Raw genomic sequence first — 19333 nt, forward strand, 5'->3', positions numbered from 1 at the left:
GACCATGTCGTGTTTTGTCGCACGACCGTGGCATCACGGCCATGCAGGGAATTCCCTGTCCTCGTCCCTGAGAACGCGCGTCGTGGGGGGTTGACGGAAATCGTCTCTCGCGGTCGCGGACCCGACCTACGATTCATCCGACGGGTTCCACTCCCGCCGGTTGATCACGTAACCGGTGAGCTGGCCGATGAACGGCAGGGCCAGCATGCCCGGCAACCAGCTCACCAATTTGGGTTCGCGGTACTTGTGGATGCCGATGGTCATGCCCTCGTGACCGCCGCGCGGCTGATCCCGGTAGGTACCGAACAGGCGATCCCACCAGGGCAGGTTGAAGCCGAAATTGCTGTTGGCCTCGTCGTCGGCCACCGAGTGGTGCACCCGGTGCATGTCGGGCGTGACCACGAACCAGCGCAGCACCCGATCCAGCCGCGCCGGCAGGCGCACGTTGCCGTGGTTGAACATGGCGGTGGCATTGAGCAGGATCTCGAAGATCACCACCGCCACCACCGGCGGGCCGAGTACCACGATGGTGGCGAACTTGATCAGCAGCGAAAGCAGGATCTCGAGGGTGTGGAACCGCGCGCCGGTGGTCACGTCGAAATCGGGATCGGCGTGGTGGACCCGGTGCAGGCGCCAGAGGACGGGCACCGCGTGCACCATCACGTGCTGCAGCCAGATGACGAAGTCCATGGCCACGATGGCGATCACCACCGCCGGCCAGAAAGGGATCGAATAATAATGGAGCAAACCCCAGCCCTGCTCCGCCGCGAAGGCAGCCACCCCGACGGCGGCCGCGGGAAATAGCAGGCGGACGACGAAACTGTTGAAGAACACCAGCCCCAGGTTGTTGAACCAGCGCACCCCCTTGGACACGGTGAGGGCCCGGCGAGGGGCGAGCACCTCCCAGAGCCCCATCAGGACCAGCATGCCGAAGAAGAAACCCATGCGCAGCGGTTTCTCGTAGGTCATCACGAATTCGTCGAGGGTCACGGGTTCCAGCCTCCCGACCACCGGCACGCACCGGAACGGTCTATAATGGGTAAGAGAAATCTTATATTCAATTAATTGCTTGAATACTAGAATAGACGAAGACCAAAAAATGTCAAGCGGCACCTTCAAGCACGACCTGTTCAGCCAGTTCGCTCGCGTGGGCAAGGCGCTTAGCAACGCCAACCGGCTGGAATTGCTGGAATTTCTCGCCCAGGGCGAGCGCAGCGTGGAAGAACTGGCTAAGGTCTCGGGCCTTACCGTGGCCAACACCTCCCAGCATCTGCAGCAGTTGCGCCAGGCCGGTCTGGTCACCACCCGCAAGCAGGGCCAGCACGTCTACTACCGTCTCACCGGCGACGACGTGGTCCAGTTGCTCGGATGCCTCCGCCGGGTAGCCGAACACCACGTGGCCGAAGTGGAAAAGTTGGTGAACACCTACCTCACCGTGAAGGACGATCTGGAACCGGTTCCGGCGAAAGAGCTGCTGGAGCGGGCACGGAAGGGTCTGGTGACGGTCATCGACGTGCGCCCGCCCGAGGAGTACGCTGCCGGCCACCTGCCGGGGGCGGTGAACATCCCGCTCTCCGAGCTGGAAGCGCACCTCGAGGAACTGGATCCCAGCCAGGAAGTGGTCGCCTACTGCCGCGGTCCCCACTGCGTGCTGGCCTTCGACGCGGTCGCCCGCCTGCGCGAGAAGGGCCTGAAGGCCCGCCGCCTGGAAGACGGCTATCCCGAATGGAAACTCAAGGGCCTGCCGGTGGAAACGTCGCCGCCGGATGCCGACGAACCCCAGGAGAACACCCCATGAACTGGCTCGACAAGCTCGGCTGGCCCACCGTGATCCTCTTCGCCCTGCTGCTGGGCCTGGCCCCCTTCCGCCCCGAACCGCACGTGGTGGAAAAACTGCGCATGCTCTTCGACGGCAGCCTGCACCGGCCCATCGACATCTTCGATCTGCTCCTGCACGGCGCGCCCTGGGTGGTGCTGGCGCTCAAGGGCATTCGGGAAATGCAACGGCGGTAGGGATTCAACGCAAAGGCGCGAAGGCACAAAGAACGCGAAGAATATTGATTATGGAACGGTAGGAGCGGTACCCCGCCGTGATCATGCAGGGTGTAGGTCGGAAGGCAAAACCATTTTGAGACGATTGATAATCTTCGCGTTCTTCGCGCCTTTGCGTTGAAACGTCACCGCCTCACCAATGCCCGCACCAGGTCAAGCAATTCGGGATCGTCCCATTCGCGGCCGCCGATGGCCTGGTAGACCAGGCGGCCAGCGGGATCGATGACGAAGGTGGTGGGCAGGCCGCGTACCGGCCAGCGGTTGATGATCTCGCCATCCTGATCCAGCAACACGGGAAACTCGATGGGGTAGTCGGCCATGAAGGGGAAGATCACGTCCTCGCTCTCGCCCACGTTCACGGCCAGCATCATTACGCCTGCCTTCTGCAGGCGGGCCCAGGCCCGGTTCATGGACGGCAGTTCCTCACGGCAGGGCGGGCACCAGGTGGCCCAGAAGTTGACGATCACCACCTTGCCCCGGTAATCGGAGAGCTTGTGGCGCTTGCCGTCCATGTCGGGCAGGTCGAAGTTGCGCGCCAGGGGCGCCTCCGGCACGGGGGTCAGCAATTCCCGTTTCGGGCCCGGTTCGGCCATGATCCCGCCAACGGTGCCCGCGAGCACGGTGATCAGCAACAGACGCAGCAGCATGGGTGATCCTCCTCGGGATTCATTCATGACGATCGGGCGCGCATTCGAGCCCGCGCAGCCAGGCGGCGTGACGGCGCGCGCCGGCATGCCAGACCACATAGAGATCGAAGCGGCTGCCCGGCGGCAGATCGTAAATCGTCATGCCCCAGTTGTAGTCGCCCCGCGGTTCGTACACCTGCTCGGTGGGCAGGGTGGACCAGCGGAAGGCGATGCGTGCCGGCGGCGGCACGGCACCCGTCTTCGCCCACTCGGCCAGCCAGGCTTCCTTGTGCCGCAGCGGGCGGATGGCGCCGCCATGGGCCACGCGCCATTCCCGCAGATCCACCCGGATCGGCGGCGCCTCGCCGGGCCGGCCGGTATTGCGCACGATGGTCTGCATCACGCAGTGCACTGCCAGCCGATCCGCCTCGGCAGCCGGGAAACCCCGCGCCAGGAAGAAGGCCCGGGTCTGATCGGGCAGGCGCTGCACGATCTCCAGTTCGAAGGCACCGCGCGCCTGTTTCCAGCCCACCAGCCCCGTCTGCGGATCCACCATGCGGCTGAGGCCGGCCATCGCCAGCGCCGGCAGCAGGAACGGCAGGAACCAGGCATAACGCCTCATGCAGGCAACCCCCGACGCAGACCCTCGCCCCATTCGGCCACGAAGGTCTCGATGGACTCGATGAAGTCCGGATCGTGTTCCCGGCGATTGATGGTGGCGTGGATCACCACCGCCGCCTCGTCCGGTGGCAGATCCGTGGTCACGGTCCAGGCAAAGGCATTGGGACAGCCCGGCAGGGCAAACCGCACCCCGCCGCGGATGACCTCCCGCGTCACCCGGAACACGCCCCACACCGTCTCGATCTCCCCTTCCCGCTCTGCGGCCGCGCGCACGGCATGAATGGAGGCGCACCACTCGGGCAAGGCCGCGATGCTCAGCCGTGCCTGCAGCGCTTCGGCCGCGATGGATGCCGTGATCCGGGTGAAGAATTCCAAGCGCGATCTCCGTCGTCGAGTCGAGTCAATGGTACGCAAAAATGGCCCTCCCTGGCGATGGGGGGTTATTTCTTGCGCAACACGTAGCGGAAACCGTCTTCCGTGGTGGTGGTCTCGAGCAACGCGTTCCCGGTGCGTTCACACCAGGCCGGAATGTCGGTCCGGGTGCCGGGATCGGTGGCCAGCACTTCCAGTTCGTCGCCGGCAGCCAACCGGCCCATGACCCGGTTGAGTTCCACGATGGGCATGGGGCAGCACTTGCCCGACGTATCCAGAATCGTTCGGTTCGTCATGGGTCTCTCCTCAGAAATACTGGCAATGATCCGCCTGGGCGGCCTTTTCGTTGACGAACCAGGAAGCACCGACGATCCCCGACGCTTCCGGCATCAGGTTGTCCTCGTTGACGCCGAAGATGCTCGCCGCCAGGCTGCAGGCGTAGAAATTCACCTTCCCCGTCTCCTTGAGTGCCCGGATGAGATCCGGAATCTCCGCCGGCAGGCCGGCCTTGGCCACCTGTTCGCGAACCCAGGCATCCTGATCGGCGTGATCACCCTGGATGCGGATCGCCCTGGCGCCTTCCTCGGTGAGCGCCCGGACGGCCCAGTTGACGAACAGCATGTCCACATCACAGCCCTCCGAGGCCTGCAGATAGGCGAAGGCAAAGGGCGTGAGCAGCTTGTCGTAGGAATCGTCTCTTACCACGATGGCCATGGATTGCATGATACGCCTCCTCGAACGAATGTTCGTTCTAGTCGTTGGTGAAGAAAAAGGCCGGTTCCCCGGCCCGCCTGTCATGGTCGGCTCATGTGCCGGACACGGCCCGCCATGCGCAGTCCCAGACGTCGTCGAGATACTCGTGCAACGGCCGCTCCAGGATCCCGTCCAGGCGCAGGTTGATCAGCCGCAACGCGCCACCGAAGACCGCCGCCGCCGCCACCATGGGATCCAGGCGACGGAATTCGCCACTGTCCATGCCCTGCTCCACCATTCGCCGCATGTGCCGGAACGGCTGGGAAGAACACACGGGCGCCACTTCGGGCATGAACTCACGGTGCTTGACGAAAAGCATGTAGGTCATCACGTCCGGCTCTTCCTCGGTGATTCGGAACAGCAGCGCGATGACCGCCCGACACCGCTCCGCGGCCGTGGAATGACGACGCTCGATGCGATCGAACTCCACCTCCATGCGATTCACCAGCGTCTCGAACAGCGCCCGGGCAATGCCTTCCTTGTCGCCGAAATGGTGATAGATGGAGCCGGTGCTCACGCCGGAGGCCCGCACGATGTCGGGGATCGAGGTGTTGAAATATCCCTGTCGCGTGAACAGGCGGATGGCGGCGTCGAGCACCCGTTCCCGGACCGGATTTGGCGCCGTCGCTTGTCTGGCGTTCATGTGCCAAGATTAGAACGAACGTTCGTTCTTGTCAAACACACCCCCTACGCTCATTCCCCCACCCGCGGCGTGAGGAGCCGCAGGGCCGTGCCCACCACCGCGCCGGCATCGGGGATGGAGGCCCGCTCCAGGAGGCCGTTGTAGGGGGTGGGCACGTCGAGTCCCGCCACCCGTTCCACCGGGGCGTCCAGGGCAGCGAAGGCCGCCTCGTGGAGGCTGGCGGCGATCTCGGCACCGGCGCCGGCGAAACGGCAGTCCTCTTCCACCACCAGGGCGTGATGGGTCTTTTCCACCGAAGCGACCAGCGCCGGCAGGTCCAGCGGCCGCAGGCTGCGCAGATCGATCACTTCCGCCTCGATGCCTTCGGCGGCCAGGGTTTCGGCCGCCTGCAGGGCCACGGGCACCATCCGGTGCCAGGCGATCAGGGTGAGATCGCGCCCTTCCCGCCGCACCGCCGCCGCGTGCAGCGGCAGGGGTTCGGCCGTGGCATCGAAGGGGCCCTTTTCGTTGTAGAGCAGCTCGTGCTCCAGCACGATCACCGGATCGTCGCAGTCGATGGCCTGCTTCAGTTGCCAGTAGCTGTCCTGCGGCGTGCCGGGGACCACCACCCGCAGGCCCGGCACGTTGAGCAGGGTGTGTTCCAGGCGCTGGGAATGCTGGGCGGCCAGCTGTTTCGCCACCCCGCCCGGCATGCGCACCACCAGCGGCACGATGAACTGGCCGCCGGACATGTAACGCAGCTTGGCGGCCATGTTGATGATGGCGTCGAGCGCCAGCAGGGCGAAGTTGACGGTCATGATCTCCACCACCGGCCGGCCGCCCACCAGGGCCGCGCCCACCCCCAGGCCGGTGAAACTGTTCTCGGAGATGGGCGTGTCGCGCACGCGCCATTCGCCGTATTTGGCATACAACCCCTGGGTGACCCGATAACTGCCGCCGTACAGCCCCACGTCCTCGCCCAGCACGAAGACCGCCTCGTCGGCGGCCATGGCCTCGTCCAGCGCGAGATTGAGCGCTTCCCAGACCTTCAGCTCCCGGGCCGCCACGGTGACCGGTTCCCCGCCCAGATTGGCCTGTCGATCACGCATCGCGCGGCCCTCCATAGAGTGCGAACGGCTCGGCATACACGTCCTTGCGCACGTCGTCCGGCTCGGGGCTCTCGGCGGCGAAACGCACGGCCTCTTCCACCGTGCTCTGCGCCTCGCGCTCGATGGCGGCCAGATCCGCCTCGCTCACCCAGCCCGCCTCGAGCGCCCGCTGGCGGAAGGTGCGCAGCGGATCCCTGGCCATCAGTTCCTGCACTTCCAGGGTGGAACGGTAGGCCCCGCTGTCGGCCATGGAATGGCCGCGATACCGGTAGGTGTCGCATTCCAGCAGCATCGGTCCGTTGCCGGCACGCACGAACTCCAGCGCCTCGCGGGTTGCGGTGTAGACGGCCTCCACGTCCATGCCGTCCACCCGCTTGCCGGGAATGCCGTAGGGCGTGGTATGGCGCCAGATCTCGGGCACCGCCGTGTGGCGGTGGATCTCGGTGCCGATCTGGTAATGGTTGTTCTCGCAGAGAAACAACACCGGCAGTTTCCACAGGGCCGCCATGTTGAGGGATTCGTGGAAGGTGCCCTGGTTGGCGGCGCCGTCGCCGAAGAAGCAGTAGACCACGTCGTTGCGGTTGTTCATGCGCAGCCAGTAGGCCACGCCGATGGCCACGGGAAAGGTCTCGCCGACGATGGCATAGCCGCCCAGGAAGCGCCGTTCGCGATCGAACAGGTGCATGGAGCCGCCATAGCCGCCGGAGCAGCCGGTGGCCTTGCCGAACAGCTCCGCCATCACCGCCCGCGCCGGCACGCCCCTGACCAGGGCGTGCACGTGTTCCCGGTAGGTGCTGACCACATAGTCGCCGGCATCGGCCGCCCGCAGGCTGCCTACTGCCACCGCCTCCTCGCCCGGATACAGGTGCAGGAAGCCGGCGATGTTGCCGGCCTGGTACTGATCGGCCGCCGCCTGCTCGAATTCCCGGGCCAGAATCATGTCGGACAGGAATTGCCGGGCCAGGTCACGCTGCATGGTCCCCTCCGGAAGCCAGGTGCAGAACCGGCTCGGCACCGGCCCAGCGCAGCAGCCGGTCCCACTTCTCCGTGTGCGCCGCGTCGGTGTGCAGGATCACCACCGCCTTGCCGTCGTCGATGGCCGCCTCGATCCGGGCCACCGCCTCGGCCGGCAGGCCGAGGCGGTGCAGGGCCGTGGCGAGTTCGCTCAGGGCCGCCGCGCCGGCCATGGCGCCCCCGGCGACCACGGCGCCCGCCAGCGCACCGGCCAGGGCCTCCACGATGGGCCCGGCCGCCAGCAGGGGCCCGAGCCCCGGCAGGACGAACATCCCCGTCGCCCCGGCCAGCAGCCCCCACAGGGCGCCCCAGAAGGCCCCGTGCTCACCCCAGACTTTCATCTTCTCGCCGGTACCGTGATAGGACACCCCCAGCACATCGTCGCCGGAACCCCGCCCGGCCCGCCCCAGCAGGGAAAGCTGATCCATGGGAAAGTCTTCCTCGATGAGCCGCTCCACCAGCCGCTGCGCCTGCGCCGGGTTGGCGAAGATCCCGACCGTCAGCATGCGCTGTGCGTTTTCGCCCGTCACCTTTCGCTCCTTTTTTCCAGCCGATCGTCTCTCACATGGCGATGGCCGCCGGCAAAATCAATGCGCGGGACCGAAAAGGCAAAAGGCCGGTCAGATGACCGGCCTTTTGCACATCATTCTAAATCGATAACTCCCAAACAACCGTTCCGACATGCTGGGACCATCGCTTGTTGTTGGCACAGAGCCCTTGAGGTCGGTCCAGATACTGGTTCAGTCAAAGCAAAAGCAGGCGAATGTTTGGAACGGTTTCTAGAACGGTATGTCGTCGTCGAAGTCGGCACCGCCGCTGGCCGCCACCGGCTCCGGGGCGGCGGCCGGGGCACTGCGTTGCGCCGCCTGGCCGTTGTCCTGGTTGAAGTTGGCGCTGCCCCCGCCACGGCTGTCGAGCATCTGCATCTCGTTGGCGACGATCTCGGTGGTATAGCGATCGTTGCCGTTCTGATCCTGCCACTTGCGAGTCTGCAGACGGCCCTCGATATACACCTTCGAGCCCTTCTTCAGGTATTCGCCGGCGATCTCCGCCAGGCGGTTGAAGAACACCACCCGGTGCCATTCGGTCTTTTCCTTCTGCTCGCCGGTGTTCTTGTCCTTCCAGGTTTCGGAGGTGGCCACGGTGATGTTGGTGACCGCGCTGCCGCTGGGGGAATAGCGCACTTCCGGATCCTTGCCCAGATTGCCAATCAGAATGACCTTGTTCACACCCCTGGATGCCATGTCGTTGTTTCCTCTCGTCTCGTCAAAATCGCAATGAATACCGTGGGTATCCCGCCTCAGGCCGCGTCGCGGACCGCAGGCAGGTTGGCCAGGGCCGCCTCGTCAAGCGTGCGGTTGTCCACCTTGAGGTAGGCCACGCCGTCCTCGGGAATCACCGTCACCTCCACCACGCCGGTGACCTCGCCCAGGCGCTCGGCCAGTTGCCGCGCCGCCGCCACGTCCAGCGGACCGACGTTCAGCAGGCGGGTCTGGAGGTAAGGCGGCCGGGCCATGCCCAGCACCAGCACCAGCCAGATCCCGGCAAGCAGGGCGGTGGCCAGAAACACCCCTTCGCTGCCCGCCTGCTGGAGAAGCCAGCCCCCCAGGCTGCCACCGGCGAACACCCCCAGGAACTGGGCGGTGGTGTAGACCCCCATGGCCGTGCCCTTGTGGGCCGCGGGCGCCAGCTTGGCCACCAGCGAGGGCAGCATGGCCTCGAGCAGATTGAAGGCGGCGAAGAACAACAATAGCATGAACGCCAGACCGGCCATAGCGCCGCCGAACCGCGTCTCGACCAGGGCCATGCCCAGCTCGGCCAGCAGCAGGGTGGCCACGGCGCCGATCAGCACCCCCTTCAGACGGCGTTTCTTCTCTGCCAGAATGATGAACGGCACGATCAGCCCCATGCCCACCACCATCACCGGCAGATAGACCAGCCAGTGGCGCTCCACCCCCAGCCCCGCCTGCACCAGCAGGCCGGGCACCACCACGAAGGTGGCCATCAGCGCCGCATGCAGGGCGAAGATGCCGAAATCCACGCGCAGGAGCTGGGGATTGCGCAGGGCCTGGCCGATCCAGCCGGTCTCCACCTCCGTATCCCGGTGGAAACGGCTGTGCACGGGGGTCGGCACCACGAACAGCACGATGGCGATCCCCAGAAGCGCCAGGCCGGCGATGATCCAGAACAGGCCCGACAGCCCCAGGAAATGGTGCAACAGCGGCCCCAGCACCATGGCCAGCGCGAAGGACAGGCCGATGCTCATGCCGATGAAGGCCATGATCTTCACCCGGTGCTCCTCGCGGGTGAGATCCGCCGTGAGCGCCAGCACGGCGCTGGCGATGGCCCCAGCCCCCTGCAGGGCCCGGCCCACGATGACCCCGGTCATGGAGTCGGAAAGGGCCGCCACCACGCTGCCCAGGGCGAACACCAGCAACCCGGCCACGATGACCGGCTTGCGCCCCAGCCGGTCGGAGAGCCGCCCCAGCGGGATCTGCAACAACGCCTGGGCCAGGCCATAGATCCCGATGGCGAAACCCGCCAGCGCCGGCGTATACCCCCGCAGACCGCGCGAGTATTCCACGAAGACGGGGACGATCAGGAACAGCCCCAGCATGCGGGTGCTGAAGATGCCGGCCATGGCATAGGCGATGCGGCGTTCGGCAGGGGTCAGGGACGACGAACTCATGGGCGGCATGCGGGAAAACGGGAAAGCGCCCATTCTAGCAGAATCCCGGCCTCACCCGCGCCGCGCCTCGGCTATACTTCCTGCAATGGAACGGGAACCCCGTGGCGCCCCCCCCACCGCACCGACCCGTTGCCCATTTTGTGAACGAAGTCTTGTCGTGCCGGACAAAGCTGCCTATATTGTCGGGTCATGCATTCCCGGAATCCGGGCAGGGACAAGACCTGCCGAAGCGGATTCCCGATCGGCCACGGACATCCTGAATGAGGTTTGCCCCATGTTAGCAGGACGCTGGATCAACATCGTCGGCACCGATGCCGAACGCTACCAGGATCTGGCCGCGCATCTCGAGACGGCGACCGGCGGCCGCGTGAATCTGGCCACCGAAGACGGCCGCTCCCGGCCCACCCTCAAGTACAATGCCAAGAGCGGGCTGGTGCTCATCGACGCCATGGAAGACCGCCCCGGCACCGCCCTGGACATCCTCGTCCAGTGCCGCAAGTCGGGCAAGAAGCAGCTCATGTACGCCTTCCTCAATGCCCATCACGACACCAGCCTGGAACGCATGACCGGCCCGCCCGAGATCAGCGGCATCTTCTACGAGGACGACGCGCCCGACCACATCGCCAAGGGCGTGCTGGCCATGTTCAACGGCGATCTGTGGTTCCCGCGCAAGGTGATGAGCCGCTATCTCACCAGCAACACCTCCAGCCACCGGATCATGTTGCGCGAACACGATCTGCTCACCACCCGCGAGCTGGAGATCCTCCAGTTGCTGGCCACCGGCGCCAAGAACACCGACATCGCCGCCGAGCTCAGCCTCTCGGTGCACACCATCAAGACCCACATCTACCACATCTACAAGAAACTGGACGTCTCCAACCGCACCCAGGCGGTGAACTGGGCCACGCAGAACCTGTGAGGCGGGTAGCTGGGTTCCCGGTTTTCCCAGCCCCCCGCCAACCGCCACCGAACCCCGACTGGCCGTTCGGCCCCCCGAAGTCGTAAAATGGCGCGTTTTCCTCTTTGCGGTACCTCCCCATGGATACCATCCGCCTGCGCGGGGCGCGCACCCACAATCTGCAGAACCTCGATCTCGACCTGCCGCGGGACCGGCTGATCGTGATCACCGGCCTGTCGGGCTCGGGCAAGTCGTCGCTGGCCTTCGACACCATCTATGCCGAGGGGCAGCGGCGCTACGTGGAATCCCTCTCGGCCTACGCCCGGCAGTTCCTGTCGGTGATGGAAAAACCCGACATCGACCACATCGAGGGCCTGTCGCCGGCCATCTCCATCGAGCAGAAGTCCACCTCCCACAATCCCCGCTCCACGGTGGGCACCATCACCGAGATCTACGACTACCTGCGCCTGCTGTTCGCCCGGGCCGGCGAGCCCCGCTGCCCCGAGCACGGCACCGTGCTCGACGCCCAGACCGTCAGCCAGATGGTGGACACGATCCTGGCCCTGCCCGAGGGCAGCCGGCTGATGCTGCTGGCGCCCCTGGTGGACGCCCGCAAGGGGGAGCACGAGGCCGTCTTCGAGCGCCTGCGCGCCGAGGGCTACGTGCGGGCCCGGGTGGACGGCAAGGTGGTGGAACTGGACGACGTGCCGAAACTCGACAAGCGGCGCAAGCACACCATCGAAGCGGTGGTGGACCGCTTCAAGGTGCGCCCCGACCTCAAGACCCGCCTCGCCGACTCCCTCGAGACGGCGCTGGCCCTGGGTGAGGGCATCGCCCGGATCGCCTGGCTGGATGGCGAACGGGAGGATCTGGTGTTCTCGGCCCGCTATGCCTGCCCCGTTTGCGGGTACTCACTATCGGAGCTTGAGCCGCGTCTCTTCTCGTTCAACAACCCCGCCGGGGCCTGCCCCACCTGCGACGGCCTCGGCCACCAGCAGTTCTTCGATCCGGAGCGCGTGGTCAGCCGTCCCGAACTCAGCCTGGCCGAAGGCGCCATCCGCGGCTGGGATCGGCGCAACGCCTACTATTTCCAGATGCTCGCCTCCCTCGCCGAGCACTACGGCTTCGACATGGACACCCCCTTCCGCAAGCTGCCGAAGAAGATCCGCAACGTGATCCTGTACGGCTCCGGCGACGAGGAAATCGAATTCGTCTATTACAACGAGCGCGGCGGCGCCTACCGCAAGGTCCAGCCCTTCGAGGGCATTCTGAACAACATGCAGCGCCGCTACCGGGAAACCGAGTCCAACGCCGTGCGCGAGGAACTGGCCAAATACCTCGCCTCCCAGCCCTGTCCCGACTGCGGCGGTACCCGCCTCAACGAGGCCGCCCGCAACGTCTTCGTCTGTGACCGCAGCCTGCCCGAGATCACCGCCCTGCCCATCGACGAAGCCCTGACCTTCTTCACCGGCTTCCGTCTGCCCGGCCGGCGCGGCAAGATCGCCGAGCGGATCGTCAAGGAGATCCGCGAACGGCTGGCCTTTCTGGTCAACGTGGGCCTGGAATACCTCACCCTGGATCGCAGCGCCGATACCCTCTCCGGCGGCGAGGCCCAGCGCATCCGCCTGGCCAGCCAGATCGGCGCCGGCCTGGTGGGCGTGATGTACATCCTCGACGAACCCTCCATCGGCCTGCATCAGCGGGACAACACCCGCCTGCTCAACACCCTGCGCGACCTGCGGGATCTGGGCAACACGGTGATCGTGGTGGAGCACGACGAGGAAGCCATCCTCAGCGCCGATCACGTGGTGGACATCGGCCCCGGCGCCGGCATCCACGGCGGACGGATCGTCGCCCAGGGCACGCCCGAGGAGATCATGGGCAATCCGGCCTCGCTCACCGGCCAGTATCTCTCGCGCCGACGGGTCATCGCCGTGCCGGCCGAACGCACGCCGCGGGACCCGGCCCGCCAGATCAGCATCCTCGGCGCCAGCGGCAACAACCTGCGCAGGGTCAACGTGCAGATCCCGGTGGGCCTGATGACCGCGGTGACCGGCGTCTCCGGCTCCGGAAAGTCCACCCTGATCAACGACACCCTCTACCGCTACGCGGCCCGGCACATCAACGGCAGCACCGAGGAGCCGGCCCCCTGCGAGGCGATCACCGGCCTCGACCAGTTCGACAAGGTGGTGGACATCGACCAGAGCCCCATCGGCCGCACGCCGCGCTCCAACCCGGCCACCTACACCCAGCTCTTCACCCCCATCCGCGAGCTGTTTGCCGCCACCCCCGAGGCCCGCGCCCGGGGCTACACCCCTGGCCGCTTCAGTTTCAACGTCAAGGGCGGGCGCTGCGAAGCCTGCCAGGGCGACGGCGTGATCAAGGTGGAGATGCACTTCCTGCCCGACATCTACGTGGCCTGCGACGTCTGTCACGGCCGGCGCTACAACCGTGAAACCCTGGAGATCAAGTACAAGGGCAAGACCATCCACGAGGTGCTGTCGATGACCGTGGAAGAGGCCCTGGCGTTCTTCGACGCGGTGCCCGTGGTGCGCCGCAAGCTGCAGACCCTGATGGACGTGGGCCTGTCCTACATCACCCTCGGCCAGAACGCCACCACCCTCTCCGGCGGCGAGGCCCAGCGGGTGAAACTGGCCCGGGAACTGTCCAAGCGCGACACCGGCCGCACCCTCTACATCCTCGACGAACCCACCACCGGCCTGCACTTCCACGACATCGAGCAACTGCTGGCCGTGCTCCACCGCCTGCGCGACCACGGCAACACCATCGTGGTCATCGAACACAACCTGGACGTGATCAAGACCGCCGACTGGATCATCGACCTCGGCCCCGAAGGCGGCAGCAAGGGCGGCACCATCGTCTGCACCGGCACCCCCGAGGAAGTCGCCCGCCACCCCGATTCCCACACCGGGCGCTATCTGCTCCCGCTGCTGGAGGAGGCCGGGACGAGGGAACATCCCGCTGAAACCGGCCTGGCCACCGACCCGTAGGCCGGCTCAAGCCGCACCGCGGCGGAGCCGGCAACCCGGGCCAGGGGAGCTCATCCCCCCACCTGCACCGGCGCGCCAATCTCAAGCCCGTAGCGTTGCGCCGCACTGCCCTGATTCACCGCCAGCTCCACCAGCCCCAGCGAATTGACGTACCAGAACCCTTCCCCCGGCGGCACCTCGCCGAAGGTGCGGGCGTGGCGGAACATCTGTTCCCCGCACCGAATCACCGCCGTCTCCGGCACGGCATCGGCGCCCAGGCCGGTCATGGCATTGCCGTAACTGTCGATATAGATCACCTCGGCCAGTTCCGATTCGACCGGCGCAGCCGGTTGCCACAGTTCCATGGGGGAACGGTCAAACGCTCGTCCCGTAGCCAGCATCGCCGCCACCGGTGCGAAGAGATCGCGGCCGTGGAAGGAGGCCGAAAGCGTCTCCGGCCGCCAGTCGATGCGCCAGGCCCGTGCCGAATCCGCCCGCTGCGCCACACGGTCGAACAGGCCGTTGGCCGGCCCGACGAAATGGCGCCCGTCGGCCTCGACGAGGCACGGCAACCGCTCGGTGCCGACACCGGGATCCACCACCGCCAGCACCACCGCCGACGCGGGCAACCAGGGCACCAGCGCCGCCAGCAAGGCCCCGGCCGCCTGCGGCCGGAAGGCCGGCGCATCGTGCATCAGATCGACTACCGGAATCCCTGCCGCCTGCTGCGCCAGCACCGTCTTCATCTGGCCCGTGTAGGGGCCCTGCCAGCCGAAATCGTCAAACAGGAAGATCATGCGCTCGGCCCTTGTCGATCGATGATTTCAACGCAAAGGCATGTAGGAGCGGCGCGAGCCGCGACCATTTTTAGAATGATTTCGCGGCTTGCGCCGCTCCTACACGTCTTTTCAAAACTCTTTGCGCCCTTCGCGTCTTCGCACCTTTGCGTTGGACTTTTCAGCCCGTCTCCAGACACAAAAAAACCGGGGCAAGCCCCGGTTTTTGAGTATAGCGGTCATGCGGCCCGTTACGCGCTGGCCGCGGCCTCTTCGGTCTGGGTTTCGCCTTCGGCGGCCACGGGGCGGTCGACCAGCTCGACGATGGCCATGGGCGCATTGTCGCCGGCACGGAAGCCGCACTTGAGGATGCGCAGGTAGCCGCCGGGGCGGTCCTGGTAGCGCGGGCCGAGTTCGTTGAACAGCTTGCCCACGGCCTCCTTGTCGCGCAGGCGGGCGAAGGCCAGGCGGCGATTGGCCACCGAGTCGGTCTTGGCCAGGGTGATCAGCGGCTCGGCGGTGCGCCGCAGTTCCTTGGCCTTGGCCAGGGTGGTGCGGATCATCTCGTGCTTGAACAGCGACGCCGACATGTTGCGGAACATGGCCTGGCGGTGGCTGCTGGTGCGGTTCAGTTTACGACCACTTTTACGGTGACGCATGAGTCTCTACCTTCGCGATGCGGTTGGGAAGAAGAAGGCGCCCTCAGGCGACGCCTTCCTCCTGCTGTTTCTTCTTCAGGCTGGGCGGCGGCCAGTTCTCCAGGCGCATGCCCAGGGAGAGGCCGCGGGAGGCCAGCACGTCCTTGATCTCGGTGAGGGACTTCTTGCCCAGATTCGGGGTCTTGAGCAGCTCCACCTCGGTGCGCTGGATCAGATCGCCGATGTAGAAGATCTGCTCGGCCTTCAGGCAGTTGGCGGAGCGCACGGTCAGCTCCAGATCGTCCACCGGGCGCAGCAGGATGGGATCGATGTCCGGCTCGTGCTCGGCTTCCGGCTCCTGGGCGGTGCCGCGCAGATCGACGAAGGCCGAAAGCTGCTCCTGGAGGATGGTGGCGGCGCTGCGGATGGCCTCTTCCGGATCGATGGTGCCGTTGGTTTCCAGCTCGATGATCAGCTTGTCGAGGTCGGTACGCTGCTCGACGCGGGCACTGTCGACCACGTAGGCCACGCGCTGCACCGGGCTGAAGCTGGCGTCCAGGGTCAGACGGCCGATGGGCTTGTCCTCGTCCTCTTCGGTGAGGCGCTGGGTGGAGGGCTGGTAGCCCCGACCCCGGGCCACCTTGAGGGTCATGTTCAGCTCGCCGGCCTTGGTCAGGTTGGCGATGACGTGCTCGGGATTGATCACCTGCACGTTGTGGGGCAGACTGATGTCGCCGGCGGTCACCGGGCCCGGGCCCTTCTTGTTCAGGGTCAGGGTCGCTTCGTTCTCGCTGCCCTCGAGGCGCAGGGCCACGCCCTTGAGGTTGAGCAGGATGTCGACCACGTCTTCCTGGACCCCTTCGATGGTGGTGTACTCGTGCAGCACGCCCTCGATCTCCGCTTCCACGATGGCGCAGCCGGTCATCGAGGAGAGCAGGATGCGGCGCAGGGCATTGCCCAGGGTGTGCCCGAAGCCCCGCTCCAGGGGTTCGAGGGTCACCTTGGCGCGCGTCTTGTCGATCTGCTGGATGTCGACGATCCGCGGGGTAAGTAGTTCAGATGCTGAGGCCTGCATGTATGAATGCCCTCTCAAAGGTTCCTGTGGTTTTCCGACATCGTTGCCGTATGCGGCGGCTTACTTGGAGTACAGTTCGACGACCAGGTGCTCGTTGATGTCAGACGGCAGTTCGCTGCGCTCCGGCACGCTCTTGTACACGCCTTCCAGCTTGTTCAGATCCACGTCGACCCAGTCCACCAGGCCGCGCTGGCTGGCCGCAGCGGCGGCGGCACGGATCCGCAGTTGCTTGGCGGCCTTCTCGTTCACGGCGATCACGTCACCCGCCTTCACCTGATAGGAGGGGATGGTGACCTTGCGGCCGTTGACGGTGATGGCCTTGTGCCGCACCAGCTGCCGGGCTTCCGAGCGGGAGGCGCCGAAGCCCATGCGATAGACCACGTTGTCCAGGCGCGATTCCAGCAGTTGCAGCAGGTTTTCGCCCGTGGAGCCCTTGCGCCGGTCGGCTTCCTTGTAATAGGCGCGGAACTGGTTTTCCAGCACGCCGTAGATGCGGCGCAGTTTCTGCTTCTCGCGCAGCTGGGTCGCATAGTCGGACATGCGGCCACGACGGGCCTGGCCATGCTGGCCGGGCGGGAAAGCGCGGTTCTCCATGGCGCACTTGCTGCTGAAACACTTTTCGCCCTTGAGGAAGAGCTTCTCCCCTTCCCGGCGACAAAGACGACATTTGGGTCCGATGTATCGTGCCAAGGTAGTTCTCCCGCTTTATACGCGACGTTTCTTGGGCGGACGGCAGCCATTGTGCGGAATGGGCGTCACGTCCTTGATGTTGGTGATCTTGAAGCCTTTGGCGTTGAGGGCGCGCACGGCCGACTCCCGCCCCGGGCCCGGGCCCTTGACGTTGACTTCCAGGTTCTTCATGCCGAATTCCTGGGCCATGGTCCCGGCCCGCTCGGCGGCCACCTGGGCAGCGAAGGGCGTGCTCTTGCGTGACCCGCGGAAACCGGAGCCGCCGGCCGTGGCCCAGCACAGGGTATTGCCCTGGCGATCGGTGATAGTCACGATGGTGTTGTTGAAGGAGGCGTGGATATGCGCGATGCCGTCGGAGACGTCGCGCTTGACCTTCTTGCGGGTACGACCGGAAGATTTTGCTGCCATGTCTGGAAACCTGTCTGATTAACGCTTGATGGGCTTGCGCGGGCCCTTGCGGGTCCGGGCGTTGGTACGGGTGCGCTGGCCGCGCAGGGGCAGCCCCCGGCGGTGGCGGATCCCGCGGTAGCAGCCGAGATCCATCAACCGCTTGATGTTCATGGACACTTCCCGGCGCAGATCGCCTTCGACGGTGTACTTGCCCACCTCCTGGCGCAGCGCCTCGATCTGGCTGTCGTCCAGATCGCGGATCTTGACGTCGGGGCGCACGCCGGTGGCGGCGCAGATTTCCCGGGCACGGGTCCGGCCGATACCGTAGATGGCCGTGAGGGCGATTTCGGTATGTTTGTTGTCCGGAATGTTGATGCCAGCAATGCGGGCCATGGAGTTACTCCTGAATCAGTCGAATCCTGGGCATTCCACCGAACGCGACGGTCCGGGAAAACGCGCAATTCTACGAAAAATGCCCTGCCAGAGCAAGGCCAACGGGAACAAATCTTGCACTAACGGCCAGCGGGAGGCTAACCCTGGCGCTGCTTGTGACGCGGATCCTTGCAGATCACGCGCACCACGCCCTGGCGGCGGATGATCTTGCAGTTCCGGCACAGTTTCTTCACGGATGCACGCACTTTCATGGTTCACACTCCAAAAATGTCAGTATTCGGTCTATCGCAACAGGCCGCCGGCACCGCCGCCGCCCTTGAGGTTGGCCTTCTTCATCAGGCTCTCGTACTGGTGCGACATCAGATGGGCCTGCACCTGGGCCATGAAATCCATCACCACCACCACGATGATCAGCAGCGAGGTGCCGCCGAAGTAGAACGGCACGCTCTTCCACACGATCAGGAACTCGGGCAGCAGGCACACCGCGGTGATGTACACGGCCCCCACCAGGGTCAGGCGGCCCATGATCCCGTCGATGTACCTGGCCGTCTGCTCGCCCGGCCGGATCCCGGGGATGAAGGCCCCGGATTTCTTCAGGTTGTCTGCCGTCTCCTTGGGGTTGAACATCAACGCCGTGTAGAAGAAGCAGAAGAACACGATGGCCAGCGCATAGAGCAGCACGTACACCGGCTGTCCCGGCGAGAGCATGGTGGCCACGTCCTGCATCCAGCCCATCGGTCCATCCGGATCGCCGCCGAACCAGCCTGCCAGGGTGGCCGGGAACAGGATGATGCTGGAGGCGAAGATCGGCGGGATCACCCCGGCCATGTTGATCTTCAGCGGCAGATGGCTGCTCTGGGCCGCGTACAGCTTGCGCCCCTGCTGGCGCTTGGCATAGTTCACGGTGATCCGCCGCTGCCCCCGCTCCATGAACACCACGAAGGCGGTCACGCCCAGGGCCAGGAGGAACAGCACCAAGATGAAGCCGTAGCTCAGCTCCCCGGTGTTGCCCATCTCCAGCGTCCCGGCGATCGCCGCGGGCAGGCCCGCCACGATACCGGCGAAGATGATCATCGAAATGCCGTTGCCGATGCCTCGCTCGGTGATCTGCTCGCCCAGCCACATCAGGAACATGGTGCCGGTGACCAGGGTGACCACGGTGGTGAAGTAGAACGTGTTGTGGTCCATGATCACCAGCCCCGGCTGCCGGGCCAGGGCCACGGCCACGCCGAGGGCCTGGAAGGTGGCCAGCGCCAGGGTGCTGATCCGCGTGTACTGGGTGATCTTGCGCCGCCCGGCCGCGCCTTCCTTGCTCAACTGCTCGAGCTTGGGATGCACCTTGGTCAGCAGCTGGATGATGATCGAGGCCGAGATGTACGGCATGATCCCCAGCGCGAAGATCGAAAGGCGACTGAGCGCCCCGCCGGAAAACATGTTGAACATGGCCAGGATGGTGCCCGACTGCTGCTCGAACAACCGCTCCAGCTCGTTCGGGTCCAGTCCCGGCACGGTGATGAAGGAGCCTGCACGAAAGACCAGCAATGCGCCGATGAGGAAGAAGATCCGTTGCCGCAGCTCGGTGAACTTGCCGGCGGCCAGAGCATCGGCCATGGCGGAACGTGAGG

At 65.6% G+C, this 19333-nt stretch carries 24 protein-coding genes; 4 read left to right on the forward strand and 20 right to left on the reverse strand.

Annotation, left to right across the window (positions count from 1 at the left end):
- Positions 1-126 precede the first annotated feature (126 nt).
- Positions 127-945, reverse strand: coding sequence for a sterol desaturase family protein (locus ACZ5BH_RS02935; protein WP_464891186.1), 819 nt, complete (start codon positions 943-945; stop codon positions 127-129).
- Between the two features lie 154 nt (positions 946-1099).
- Between ACZ5BH_RS02935 and ACZ5BH_RS02940 the strand changes: the two genes are divergently transcribed.
- Together ACZ5BH_RS02940 and ACZ5BH_RS02945 are read left to right on the forward strand one after the other, a co-directional pair.
- Positions 1100-1798 carry an ArsR/SmtB family transcription factor gene (locus ACZ5BH_RS02940; protein ID WP_464890428.1) on the forward strand — a complete coding sequence of 233 codons (699 nt, stop codon included), beginning with the start codon at positions 1100-1102 and terminating at the stop codon, positions 1796-1798.
- Positions 1795-2013 (forward strand): RND transporter, encoded by a 219-nt coding sequence (locus ACZ5BH_RS02945; RefSeq protein ID WP_464890429.1) that lies wholly within the window; start codon positions 1795-1797, stop codon positions 2011-2013. Before ACZ5BH_RS02940 ends, ACZ5BH_RS02945 begins: the two co-directional genes overlap by 4 nt.
- A 164-nt stretch (positions 2014-2177) precedes the next feature.
- Here the strand turns inward: ACZ5BH_RS02945 and ACZ5BH_RS02950 are convergent, their stop codons facing one another.
- The 11 genes from ACZ5BH_RS02950 to ACZ5BH_RS03000 form a co-directional block, all read right to left on the reverse strand.
- A complete protein-coding gene (locus ACZ5BH_RS02950) occupies positions 2178-2699 on the reverse strand; it encodes a peroxiredoxin family protein (RefSeq protein WP_464890430.1) in 522 nt (173 codons plus the stop codon).
- 19 nt (positions 2700-2718) lie between these two features.
- A complete protein-coding gene (locus ACZ5BH_RS02955) occupies positions 2719-3300 on the reverse strand; it encodes a hypothetical protein (protein WP_464890431.1) in 582 nt (193 codons plus the stop codon).
- Positions 3297-3674 carry a hypothetical protein gene (locus ACZ5BH_RS02960; RefSeq protein ID WP_464890432.1) on the reverse strand — a complete coding sequence of 126 codons (378 nt, stop codon included), beginning with the start codon at positions 3672-3674 and terminating at the stop codon, positions 3297-3299. The genes ACZ5BH_RS02955 and ACZ5BH_RS02960 overlap by 4 nt, the downstream gene beginning before the upstream one ends.
- A gap of 65 nt (positions 3675-3739) precedes the next feature.
- Entirely contained in the window at positions 3740-3967 is a 228-nt protein-coding gene (locus ACZ5BH_RS02965; RefSeq protein WP_464890433.1) for a sulfurtransferase TusA family protein, read from the reverse strand.
- Positions 3968-3977: 10 nt separating this feature from the next.
- The gene (locus tag ACZ5BH_RS02970; protein ID WP_464890434.1) at positions 3978-4394 is read right to left on the reverse strand and encodes a DsrE/DsrF/DrsH-like family protein; all 417 of its coding nucleotides are present in this window, start codon (positions 4392-4394) and stop codon (positions 3978-3980) included.
- A gap of 82 nt (positions 4395-4476) precedes the next feature.
- Entirely contained in the window at positions 4477-5067 is a 591-nt protein-coding gene (locus tag ACZ5BH_RS02975; protein ID WP_464890435.1) for a TetR/AcrR family transcriptional regulator, read from the reverse strand.
- A gap of 50 nt (positions 5068-5117) precedes the next feature.
- On the reverse strand, positions 5118-6155 hold the full coding sequence (locus ACZ5BH_RS02980) for an alpha-ketoacid dehydrogenase subunit beta (RefSeq protein ID WP_464890436.1): 1038 nt from the start codon (positions 6153-6155) through the stop codon (positions 5118-5120).
- Entirely contained in the window at positions 6148-7131 is a 984-nt protein-coding gene (gene pdhA, locus ACZ5BH_RS02985; RefSeq protein WP_464890437.1) for a pyruvate dehydrogenase (acetyl-transferring) E1 component subunit alpha, read from the reverse strand. Before pdhA ends, ACZ5BH_RS02980 begins: the two co-directional genes overlap by 8 nt.
- The gene (locus ACZ5BH_RS02990) at positions 7121-7699 is read right to left on the reverse strand and encodes a hypothetical protein (protein ID WP_464890438.1); all 579 of its coding nucleotides are present in this window, start codon (positions 7697-7699) and stop codon (positions 7121-7123) included. The genes pdhA and ACZ5BH_RS02990 overlap by 11 nt, the downstream gene beginning before the upstream one ends.
- A gap of 249 nt (positions 7700-7948) precedes the next feature.
- Positions 7949-8413, reverse strand: a complete 465-nt coding sequence (gene ssb / locus ACZ5BH_RS02995; protein ID WP_464890439.1) for a single-stranded DNA-binding protein — start codon at positions 8411-8413, stop codon at positions 7949-7951.
- A 56-nt stretch (positions 8414-8469) separates the two neighbouring features.
- A complete protein-coding gene (locus ACZ5BH_RS03000; RefSeq protein WP_464890440.1) occupies positions 8470-9858 on the reverse strand; it encodes an MFS transporter in 1389 nt (462 codons plus the stop codon).
- A 274-nt stretch (positions 9859-10132) separates the two neighbouring features.
- On the opposite strand from ACZ5BH_RS03000, the gene ACZ5BH_RS03005 reads away from it, so the two are divergent.
- Both ACZ5BH_RS03005 and uvrA read left to right on the forward strand, forming a co-directional pair.
- The gene (locus ACZ5BH_RS03005) at positions 10133-10777 is read left to right on the forward strand and encodes a LuxR C-terminal-related transcriptional regulator (protein ID WP_464890441.1); all 645 of its coding nucleotides are present in this window, start codon (positions 10133-10135) and stop codon (positions 10775-10777) included.
- 119 nt (positions 10778-10896) lie between these two features.
- The gene (gene uvrA, locus ACZ5BH_RS03010; RefSeq protein ID WP_464890442.1) at positions 10897-13767 is read left to right on the forward strand and encodes an excinuclease ABC subunit UvrA; all 2871 of its coding nucleotides are present in this window, start codon (positions 10897-10899) and stop codon (positions 13765-13767) included.
- A gap of 50 nt (positions 13768-13817) precedes the next feature.
- Here the strand turns inward: uvrA and ACZ5BH_RS03015 are convergent, their stop codons facing one another.
- The 8 genes from ACZ5BH_RS03015 to secY form a co-directional block, all read right to left on the reverse strand.
- Positions 13818-14543, reverse strand: coding sequence for an SAM hydrolase/SAM-dependent halogenase family protein (locus ACZ5BH_RS03015; RefSeq protein WP_464890443.1), 726 nt, complete (start codon positions 14541-14543; stop codon positions 13818-13820).
- Between the two features lie 230 nt (positions 14544-14773).
- Entirely contained in the window at positions 14774-15181 is a 408-nt protein-coding gene (gene rplQ / locus ACZ5BH_RS03020) for a 50S ribosomal protein L17 (protein ID WP_464890444.1), read from the reverse strand.
- A 43-nt stretch (positions 15182-15224) separates the two neighbouring features.
- Complete coding sequence (locus ACZ5BH_RS03025) at positions 15225-16235, reverse strand: DNA-directed RNA polymerase subunit alpha (protein WP_464890445.1); 1011 nt, start codon at positions 16233-16235, stop codon at positions 15225-15227.
- Between the two features lie 60 nt (positions 16236-16295).
- The gene (gene rpsD, locus ACZ5BH_RS03030) at positions 16296-16925 is read right to left on the reverse strand and encodes a 30S ribosomal protein S4 (RefSeq protein WP_464890446.1); all 630 of its coding nucleotides are present in this window, start codon (positions 16923-16925) and stop codon (positions 16296-16298) included.
- 15 nt (positions 16926-16940) lie between these two features.
- Complete coding sequence (rpsK, locus tag ACZ5BH_RS03035) at positions 16941-17333, reverse strand: 30S ribosomal protein S11 (protein ID WP_464890447.1); 393 nt, start codon at positions 17331-17333, stop codon at positions 16941-16943.
- Positions 17334-17351: 18 nt separating this feature from the next.
- Entirely contained in the window at positions 17352-17708 is a 357-nt protein-coding gene (gene rpsM / locus ACZ5BH_RS03040; protein ID WP_464890448.1) for a 30S ribosomal protein S13, read from the reverse strand.
- Positions 17709-17845: 137 nt separating this feature from the next.
- A complete protein-coding gene (gene rpmJ / locus ACZ5BH_RS03045; RefSeq protein ID WP_464890449.1) occupies positions 17846-17959 on the reverse strand; it encodes a 50S ribosomal protein L36 in 114 nt (37 codons plus the stop codon).
- 31 nt (positions 17960-17990) lie between these two features.
- Positions 17991-19319, reverse strand: coding sequence for a preprotein translocase subunit SecY (secY, locus tag ACZ5BH_RS03050; protein ID WP_464890450.1), 1329 nt, complete (start codon positions 19317-19319; stop codon positions 17991-17993).
- Positions 19320-19333: the final 14 nt, after the last annotated feature.

The sequence above is a fragment of the Thioprofundum lithotrophicum genome, from assembly GCF_055387065.1.